This window comes from Exiguobacterium sp. s131 (assembly GCF_018617345.1).
In the GTDB taxonomy this organism is placed as follows: Bacteria; Bacillota; Bacilli; order Exiguobacteriales; family Exiguobacteriaceae; genus Exiguobacterium; species Exiguobacterium profundum.
The window spans coordinates 87,255-96,143 of the sequence record NZ_JACSJX010000004.1; the positions used below are offsets into that span (position 1 = coordinate 87,255).

The window sequence follows — 8,889 nt, forward strand, 5'->3', positions numbered from 1 at the left end:
GTCCGTCATGTACCGTCCAACTGTCCAATCGATTATTACCGCTATCGAAACCGTGATTGTCGGAAAAGAAGAAGTCATCGCAAAAAGTCTCACTGCCTTGCTGGCAGGTGGGCATGTATTACTTGAAGACGTACCAGGAGTGGGGAAAACGATGCTCGTTCGTACGTTCAGTCGAGCGATTGACTTAGATTTTAAGCGCATTCAATTCACGCCGGACATGCTGCCATCCGACTTGACCGGAATTTCGATGTATAACCAAAAAACGAGAGAATTTGAATATCGACCAGGTCCGCTCATGGGTAACATCATTTTAGCGGATGAAATCAACCGGACCTCACCGAAAACACAATCGGCTCTTCTCGAGGCGATGGCTGAGCGAAGTGTGACAGTGGACGGGGAATTGAAAGTGTTACCTTCACCTTTCTTCGTCATGGCGACACAAAACCCGATTGAGCATGAAGGGACGTATCCGTTACCGGAAGCACAGTTGGATCGCTTCTTACTTAAAATCGAGATGGGCTATCCGACGTTCAATGAAGAGATTGCGTTGTTGTCACGTTTTGAAAAAGAAGAGCCGCTCGAGGCGCTTCAGAGCGTGATCACGAAGCAAGAAGTCGAACTGATGCAACGTGAAGTGAGAAACGTACATGTGTCGAGTGCGGTCAAGCAGTACATCGTGCGACTGGTACATGAGTCGCGAAAAGATCCGCATACGTATTTAGGCGGGAGTCCGCGAGCCACACTTGCGTTGATGAAAGCAGCACAGGCATGGGCGTATATCCATAATCGTGATTTCGTCTTGCCGGATGATGTGAAGGCGATGGCGACGAGCGTGCTCGGACATCGCGTCCTTTTGACAGCGGAAGCGCGATATAAAGGAAAGTCACCAAATCAGTTGATTCAAGATTGGCTGGATACGTTACCTGTCCCGATGGATCGTGAGGTCAATGAAGTATGAAAAACTGGATGAAGCTGTTCGTTGTATGGGCGGCGGCATTCGGATTGTATGCATTTGCCCGCATCGAAGGCAGTATCGTCGCCTCAACATTATGGTGGTCGTTCGTCGTGTTGACCGTCTACTGGACGCTCTTTATGATTTATCCGGTCACGGCGGCAAATGTGGTGCGTCGTGTGACAACGAAGCGACTTGTCTCTGGACAAACAATGGACGTCGAGTTACGAATTGAACGGAAGTACCCTTTCTTGATTGGGGTGGTCACGTTAGAGGAGCGATTGCCACAACGTTTGACGGATGAAGACAAGACGATTGTCGTGCCGGTGGACCGTTTTTTCCGACAAGCAGAAGTCGTCCAGTATGAGGTCGGGGCGATCAAGCGTGGGATTCATGTCTTTGACCGCACCGTGCTCCATGTACGCGATGTGTTCGGTTTGTTCGACCGGAAGCGGACGTTGCGACTCGAAACGGTCGTCGAGGTGTCGCCTGCCGAATTGCCGTTTGATTTACCTCGAGACGAACATGTCGGAGGTCGTGGGGAACAATATCGTCAAATGCGGACGTATACCGAAGTTGCCAATACGACCAGCGGGGTTCGGGAGTATGCGGCAGGGGACCGGATCGGACGGATTGATTGGAAGGCATCCGCACGTCGCGGTAACTTGATGACCAAGACGTTTGACCAGGAACAAGAGAAGAAGCTCTCACTCGTATTCGTGCCTGCCGTCTCTGCCGGGTATGAAGAGGCATTTGAACGCTCATTATCCTTACTCGTTGGGGCGATTCGTCAGTTAGAACGAAAAAATCTGCCGTTTGAACTTTACGTCATCGAAGAGCAGGTGCGACTGTTCCATCTTCCCGACCAGAGTGCGGAAGTCGGCCATTACTTGTTGACCGCCACGCCAGAAGCCGAGGGGCGTCTCGTCGAACGAGTGAAGCAAAATCTGCCTCAACAAACTGGAGATTTGATTTTGATCAGTCCGTTTGAAACGACGTCCATTCGAGAGTTGATGCACGAGACACAAGGTAGCTATCATCTCTACACGGCAGTAAATGAGGTGACGGTATGAAGACATGGGTAACCCGAATCGTCTATACGGCGCTTGCCGCCTATTTGTTGTCGTTCTGGATTGAGCCGATTGTCGGAAGTACGACGTTCGATGTGACGTGGCCGTTTTACTTCCTGCTTATCGTGCCGATGTTTGCCAGTCTTCTGCCGTGGGCTGCTTTCCTTGGGATCTCGCTTCTTCATTTCCTCGTCATCTTGTATGTCTATCATGGCAGTATTCTGGACTGGTTTGGGCTATGGATGGAAGATTTGATGGGTGTCATGAGCGGTGAGCTGCCGAATGAAGCAATTTTCTTCTCTGCCATGGCGCTGATTGGCTTGCTGTTCGCCGTGCTCGTCGGACGAACCTATCCGAGTTACAGTTTTGCACTTGGGATGATTGTCTCGACACTTGGGGTTATGGCTTATTTTGATACGTGGACGTTGTATGACGGGGAAGGCAATATCCTGTATGCCATCGTCACATCGCTCCTCTTATTATTTGTCACCGATTTGGCGAAACGACCGAGTCAATCGCTCGTCCGATTCGTCAGTATCGGACTACTCCTCAGTGTCGTCGTGGCTCTCGCAAACGCTTCGCCAACGCTTGAAGGCGATTGGTCTGACCGGATCACTACGAGTTTCCGGAATGCGACGACGGAAGGAGATGGGAGTGGCCCAGGCCGAGTTGGGTATGGAGTGAACGACGAATCGCTAGGTGGTCCGTTTGAACAGGACGACGGCATCGTCTTCATCGCTCGCGGCGTGCCGGCCCGCTATTGGCGCATCGAATCCAAGGCGATTTATACGGGGAAAGGTTGGGTTGAGGCACCGGTCCTTGACTCGAACTACAATCGTGGTCAGTTGGTGGACTCGGAAGTGGATACGACACCGGAACAGGCATTATTACGTTTTGAGCGCCGACAACCGTTCGTTCCTTATGGTGGAGAATATCCGCAAGCCATCGAAACGGAGTCCGGTACCGAATTTCGAGTTGGTGACATCGAGCGGGCGTTCCCGAACGAGACGATTACGATGCAACCGTCCGGAAAGATTGTATTTGAAAATGAGGAACAATCGACTCCGCGGACGATCCAACTTCGTTATAGTGTCCCGGCTTTCTCTGAAGAACAGCTTGCATTAAATGAAGAAATCACGTCGCTCACGGAAGAAGAGCAACAGGTCTATTTACAGCTACCGGAATCGTTGCCAGAGCGTGTACGAAATTTAGCCGCTGACATTACGGCGGAGAGTGAGACACCGAACGAGAAGGCGGAAGCGGTAGAAGCGTATTTCCGAAATGGAGAATTTCAATACGATACCGAAAATGTGGCACAACCGGAGGGGGACACGGATTATGTTGACCAGTTCCTGTTCGACACACAAATCGGGTATTGCGATAACTTCTCGACGTCAGCTGCCGTGTTGTTGCGTGCGAACGGCATACCGACGCGTTGGGTAAAAGGGTTTACGATGGGTGACACACGAGGGGTCGTTCAAGGTGAAGAAGAACATACGATTCGAAATCGTCACGCCCACTCGTGGGTCGAGTATTTCATTGAAGGCGCGGGCTGGGTCCCGTTAGAAGCGACCATCAGTTTCTCGGACGCCAACTTATTGCAGATGGAACGAGAGACGGATACGGAAGACACGACACCGGCTGCGAACGATCCCCAAGCAAATCAGGACAATGATACGCAAAACCGTCCGCAAGAAGATTTGTTGATCGATGACGTGACGACAGGTGATGTTCAAGAGGAGGCACGCAACATGCCCGTGTGGGGATGGGTTGTCATTCTCTTCCTCGTGGCGGTCCTCGTTTGGAACCGGAAAATCATCGCGCGTCAAATCATGTATGTCTGGTGGATGAGTCGTCCGCTCACGGATGGGCGCCTCGTCTCGATGCACCGCTATTTGATGAAACGACTGCGTGCGAACGGATTCAAAATTGAGGGACGTACGCCTTCGGAACTCGCCAAAGAGGTCGACGCCTACTATGAAACGAATGATATGACCCGTCTGACGGCTTTGTTTGAGCAAGCTATTTATGCGGAACAAGAGCCGAATTCAAAATATAAAGAATATTGGAAAATCATGATTCGTCGAATTATGAGTTGAAGTGACGGGATGCATCAAGTAAGATAGACGCATTAGTTAGATAATTGAACATGGCATTCCTTCGTATATACTCGTGAATTGGCGCGAGAGTCTCTACCGGACCACCGTAAATGGACCGACTATGAAGGAGCACGTTTCGTATACAAAGAAAAGGGCGTGCTTCTTCTTCGGTTTGGGTTAATCTGGGGAGAGGCGCGTCCTTTTTTTTGAGGAGAAGGCAGAAAGGTGGAGATTTCGTGAAAGTAGAACAAGAAATGATTTTGGTGCTTGATTTTGGTGGTCAGTATAACCAGTTGATCACACGTCGTGTCCGTGACCTTGGCGTATACAGCGAGTTGCATTCACATAAGATGACGGCAGCGGAGATTCGCGAATTGAACCCGATCGGCATCATCTTCTCGGGTGGACCGAACAGCGTATACGCGGAAGGTGCATATCGTTGTGATCCAGAGATCTTTGAACTGGGTATTCCAATCTTCGGGATCTGCTACGGGATGCAACTCATGACGCATCACTTCGGTGGTCGTGTGGAACGTGCCGCTCATCGTGAATACGGAAAAGCGACATTGTTCTCAACGCCGGAAGCATCAGCGATTTATAACGGGCTTCCAGTCGAGCATACAGTATGGATGAGCCACGGTGACCTCGTCATGGAAGCGCCGGAAGGATTTATCGTCGATGGAACGAACCCGTCTTGCCCGGTCGCTTCAATCAAAAACGATGAGTTGAAAATGTACGGTGTCCAATACCATCCAGAGGTTCGTCACTCGGAGTATGGAAACGACATCTTGAAAAACTTCATCTATGAAGTATGTGGTGCCAAAGGCGAATGGTCGATGGAAAACTTTATCGACCTCGAAGTGGAGAAAATCCGTGAAATCGTTGGCGATAAGCAAGTCCTTTGTGCGCTTTCGGGTGGTGTCGACTCTTCTGTCGTGGCCGCACTCGTTCATCGCGCAATCGGTGATCAGTTGACGTGTATGTTTGTGGACCATGGTCTCCTTCGTAAAGGGGAAGCGGATAGCGTCATGAAGACGTTCGCGGACGGATTCAACATGAAGGTCATTAAAATCGATGCACAAGAACGTTTCTTGACGAAATTGGCTGGTGTCTCGGACCCTGAGCAAAAACGTAAGATCATCGGAAACGAGTTCATCTACGTATTTGATGAAGAAGCATCGAAACTCGTTGATATGGACTTCCTCGCACAGGGGACGCTCTACACAGACATCATCGAGAGTGGGACAGACACAGCACAAACAATCAAATCACACCATAACGTCGGTGGATTGCCAGAAGATATGAACTTCACGTTGATCGAACCACTCAACACGCTCTTTAAAGACGAGGTCCGTGCACTCGGTACAGAACTCGGTCTTCCTGACTATATCGTTTGGCGCCAACCGTTCCCAGGTCCAGGCCTTGGAATTCGTGTCCTCGGTGAAATCACGGAAGAGAAGTTAGAGATCGTGCGTGAATCCGATGCGATTCTACGTGAAGAAGTGAAGAAAGCTGGACTTGAACGCGACATCTGGCAATACTTCACGGTGCTCACGCCGATTCGCTCGGTCGGAGTCATGGGTGACGAGCGTACGTACGACTATGCTGTCGGTGTCCGTGCGGTCACTTCAATCGATGGCATGACGTCCGATTGGGCACGTATTCCATGGGATGTGCTTGAGAAGATCTCTGTCCGGATTGTAAACGAAGTCAGCCACGTTAACCGTGTGCTGTATGACATTACGTCTAAGCCACCTGCAACAATTGAATGGGAATAAGCTGAACAGAGGGGATATCCCCTCTGTTTTGTCTTAAAACCGAACATTAACGTTTTTTATCGATGTAAAATCCGTGAATTTAGTTGACATTCTATTTTCACGCTGATACGATAAGAGCGTTCTTATTATAACCGAACAATTATAAAATATTTTGCCGTATAATGTCGGGGATATGGCCCGAGAGTCTCTACGAAATCACCTTAAATGATTTCACTACGGCGAGACATAGATGAGGGTGTATGCCCTCGTATGTTTCGCGTGGGGTCCTCGGTCATTTGCCGGGGACCTTTTCTCGTTTTACGGCGAGCACAAGGAGGAAAACAAATGAGCACACAGCTCAAGCAAGAACAGCAACAACCATCAACGACGAGTCGGATCGATCGTTACTTCCAACTCACAGCACTCGGTACGAGTGTCCGCACGGAACTGATCGCAGGATTTACAACTTTCCTCGCGATGGCTTACATCCTCTTCGTTAACCCGAACATTCTTGGGGCAGCGGGTATGGATACAGGAGCGGTCTTCGTGGCGACAGGTCTTGTCGCGGTAGTCGGTTCATTGACGATGGGACTTCTCGCGAACTACCCAATTGCGATTGCGCCAGGCATGGGCCTTAACGCGTTCTTCGCATATAGTGTCGTCATCGGGATGGGTATTTCTTGGCAAACGGCTTTGTCAGGGGTACTCGTATCAGGTCTCTTCTTTATCGCATTGACGTTATCAGGAATTCGCGAAACGATTGTCAATGCGATTCCGGCTCCGCTCAAAATGGCGGTTGCTGCAGGGATTGGTTTCTTCATCGCTTTCATCGGTTTGAAAAACGCAGGCATCGTTGTCGCGAATGAAGCAACACTTGTTAGTCTTGGTTCGCTCGGAACGGGCACAACGCTTCTCGCGGTATTCGGTCTTGTGGTCAGTGCCTTGCTCATGGCGCGCGATGTAAAAGGTGGTATTTTCATCGGGATGTTGTTGACGGCGATTGTCGGAATGATCTTCGGTCTCGTGCCAACTCCGACAGCCATTTCAGATGTCGTGTCGATGCCGCCGAGTATGTCATCTACATTCGGTCAAGCCTTCATCAACTTCGGTGATGTCTTCACGCTTCAAATGCTCGTTGTCATCTTGACGTTCTTCTTCATCGATTTCTTTGATACAGCAGGAACGCTCGTCGCGGTAGCGCGTCAAGCGGGCATCATGAAAGAAAACAAAGTGCCGCGTGCGAGTAAGGCGTTGTTGGCGGACTCGACTGCAACGGTAGCAGGTGCAATCTTCGGAACATCTACAGCGACTTCATACGTTGAATCGTCAGCGGGTGTCGCTGCTGGTGGACGTACAGGGTTAACAGCTGTCTTCGCAGGATTATTTTTCGGGTTAGCGTTGTTCTTCTCGCCATTATTGGCAGTCGTGACGGCGCCAGTCACGGCTCCGGCACTCATCATCGTTGGAGTGCTCATGGCTTCGGCACTTCTCGATATCGATTGGAAAAAGATCGAGATTGCAGTCCCGGCCTTCTTGACGATTATCATGATGCCACTTACATCATCAATCGCAACGGGAATTGGGCTTGGGTTTATCCTTTATCCACTCATGATGATTGCAAAAGGGAAGACGAAAGAGATTCATCCGATCATGTACGGGATGTTGATCATCTTCTTGGCATACTTCATGTTCTTGCCACACGCATAAGTTCATTTGAAAAGCCGGCTCTGTAATTAAGAGTCGGCTTTTTTGTATGCAGTATTTTCAGGAAGGAATGGGTCGTACATCGTCATCGCATGATTTTCTGTGATGAACTCGTTTCGAAGATGTATACCATTCATTGAAGTGACTTCTCTAAATATCTGGTTATGTCGGATCGTCCCACCCCACCATTCACGGGTGAAATGATGGTTTTCTTCATATATACGATACTGTTCTTTATTCGGGATGTTCGAACGCCATTCCCCGACGAGATGATCTCCCTCTATATATAGAAGGAGTTGATACGTTTGTGCTGTCTGGTTTGTGATTTGTAAGTCGAGATAATTATAAGAACATGTCGCACCACTCCCGAAAGGTTGATCCCGTCGGTAATCTGGGAACACATCGTAGCTGTGACGATAACGTTCGGTCACGGTCAAGGGGCTATGTAAGGTGATCCAATAGATTAGATTCGACAGTTGGCATAGACCACCACCGATTCCTGAAGTGACTTTTCCGTAATGGAGAATCATTCCGTCGACGTATCCTTTACGTTTCGTCGGCTTGCCGATCATCTTCCAATAGGAGAGGACGTCGTTTGGAGTCAGGATAGAGCCGTTCAGTTTGGTGATTGCAATCTTCAGATTGATAACCTTGTTATGTTGAACTTCCATGTCGACATCTCGGAGTTGGCGATATAGAGGAGTGCGATGCGTATGGATCAGATAGGGCATCGGGTCAGTGTTTCGTTTTGAAACATACTTTCGTTTGTCCGTTATCCATTCTATTCGTCGCTTAAGCGTATAAATTTGTGTACCAGACCAGATTCTGAACGGTGAACGTTTCTTAGGCCGCTGTAAATCGGATTGCATCATTGGTTGACTCCTTATAGGTTTATAGTCGTTTTTAGATATAAGTGTATTCTTTAAAGTGATTTATTCTTCCTTCTTCCATTAAGGAGTTGGGATTCGAACTTTGGATGATGTAGAAAAAGATTTAAAAGTTTTTTTAGAATAATGCTTGCAAGATCAAAAAGCAGGTGATATAGTTATCTCTGTTGCCAGCGACAAACGTTGAACAAACGAAAAAGTTGTTGACATCAAAATGAATTAAATGTTATTATCATTTAGTCGCCAAGAGCGGCAGACGAACTTTGAAAACTGAACGATGAGGCAAAAAAAGTTTTACAATTTTTGAATGAAGCGCAAGCTTCGTCAATTCAAGAGCTATATCAAATTCTTTGGAGAGTTTGATCCTGGCTCAGGACGAACGCTGGCGGCGTGCCTAATACATGCAAGTCGAGCGCAGGA

General features: G+C 48.8%; 6 protein-coding genes, 1 rRNA gene and 2 riboswitches. Of the genes, 6 read left to right on the top strand and 1 reads right to left on the bottom strand.

The features are described 5' to 3' along the window. Window positions 1-7: 7 nt before the first annotated feature. The 5 genes from KNO69_RS13895 (at window position 8) to KNO69_RS13915 (ending at window position 7,585) form a co-directional block, all read left to right on the top strand. Complete coding sequence (locus tag KNO69_RS13895; RefSeq protein ID WP_214818774.1) at window positions 8-958, top strand: AAA family ATPase; 951 nt, start codon at window positions 8-10, stop codon at window positions 956-958. Next, window positions 955-2,025, top strand: coding sequence for a DUF58 domain-containing protein (locus KNO69_RS13900; protein ID WP_214818776.1), 1,071 nt, complete (start codon window positions 955-957; stop codon window positions 2,023-2,025). The genes KNO69_RS13895 and KNO69_RS13900 overlap by 4 nt, the downstream gene beginning before the upstream one ends. Beyond that, entirely contained in the window at window positions 2,022-4,121 is a 2,100-nt protein-coding gene (locus KNO69_RS13905) for a transglutaminase-like domain-containing protein (RefSeq protein WP_214818778.1), read from the top strand. Before KNO69_RS13900 ends, KNO69_RS13905 begins: the two co-directional genes overlap by 4 nt. 41 nt (window positions 4,122-4,162) lie before the next feature. Then, a riboswitch (purine riboswitch) is annotated at window positions 4,163-4,263 on the top strand. 112 nt (window positions 4,264-4,375) lie between these two features. Beyond that, window positions 4,376-5,899 carry a glutamine-hydrolyzing GMP synthase gene (gene guaA / locus KNO69_RS13910; protein WP_031424658.1) on the top strand — a complete coding sequence of 508 codons (1,524 nt, stop codon included), beginning with the start codon at window positions 4,376-4,378 and terminating at the stop codon, window positions 5,897-5,899. A 134-nt stretch (window positions 5,900-6,033) separates the two neighbouring features. After that, window positions 6,034-6,135: riboswitch (purine riboswitch) on the top strand. 88 nt (window positions 6,136-6,223) lie between these two features. Then, window positions 6,224-7,585, top strand: a complete 1,362-nt coding sequence (locus KNO69_RS13915) for an NCS2 family permease (protein WP_251124981.1) — start codon at window positions 6,224-6,226, stop codon at window positions 7,583-7,585. Between the two features lie 26 nt (window positions 7,586-7,611). On the opposite strand, the gene KNO69_RS13920 is transcribed toward KNO69_RS13915, so the two are convergent. Beyond that, entirely contained in the window at window positions 7,612-8,454 is an 843-nt protein-coding gene (locus tag KNO69_RS13920) for a VanW family protein (protein WP_214818780.1), read from the bottom strand. Window positions 8,455-8,816: 362 nt separating this feature from the next. Between KNO69_RS13920 and KNO69_RS13925 the strand changes: the two genes are divergently transcribed. Further along, window positions 8,817-8,889, top strand: a 16S ribosomal RNA gene (locus KNO69_RS13925); the annotation flags it as partial.